Raw genomic sequence first — 290 nt, forward strand, 5'->3', positions numbered from 1 at the left:
TGGGAATAATAGGCGTTGCGGGCCACCGTGAACAGCCACGCCCGTACATCCTGCCGGTCGTCGTAGTCTTTTAGGCCGTCCAGTGCCTTGAAGAAAGTCTCCTGCGTCAGCTCCTCGGCCAGTGCCGCGTTGTGGGTCAGGCCCTGCAGGAACAGAAACACATCCCGGAAGTAGAACCGGTAAATGCTGTCGATGTCCATAGGCTCAGCCCTTCTTATAGTCGGTGCCATATTCCTGGTCGGTGCCGTAGGCGTAGTCGAAGGTACCGTCCGGGTTTTCCTGCACGATGT

1 protein-coding gene is annotated in these 290 nt (G+C 57.6%); it reads right to left on the bottom strand.

Annotation, left to right across the window (positions count from 1 at the left end):
• A partial coding sequence (locus P0G09_RS20255; RefSeq protein WP_275253576.1) for a sigma factor occupies nucleotides 1-200 on the bottom strand: 200 nt, incomplete at its 3' end.
• Between the last annotated feature and the right edge of the window lie 90 nt (nucleotides 201-290).

Origin of the sequence: Faecalibacterium sp. DFI.5.82, from assembly GCF_029076575.1 — a bacterium.
Taxonomy (GTDB): domain Bacteria; phylum Bacillota; class Clostridia; order Oscillospirales; family Ruminococcaceae; genus Faecalibacterium; species Faecalibacterium duncaniae.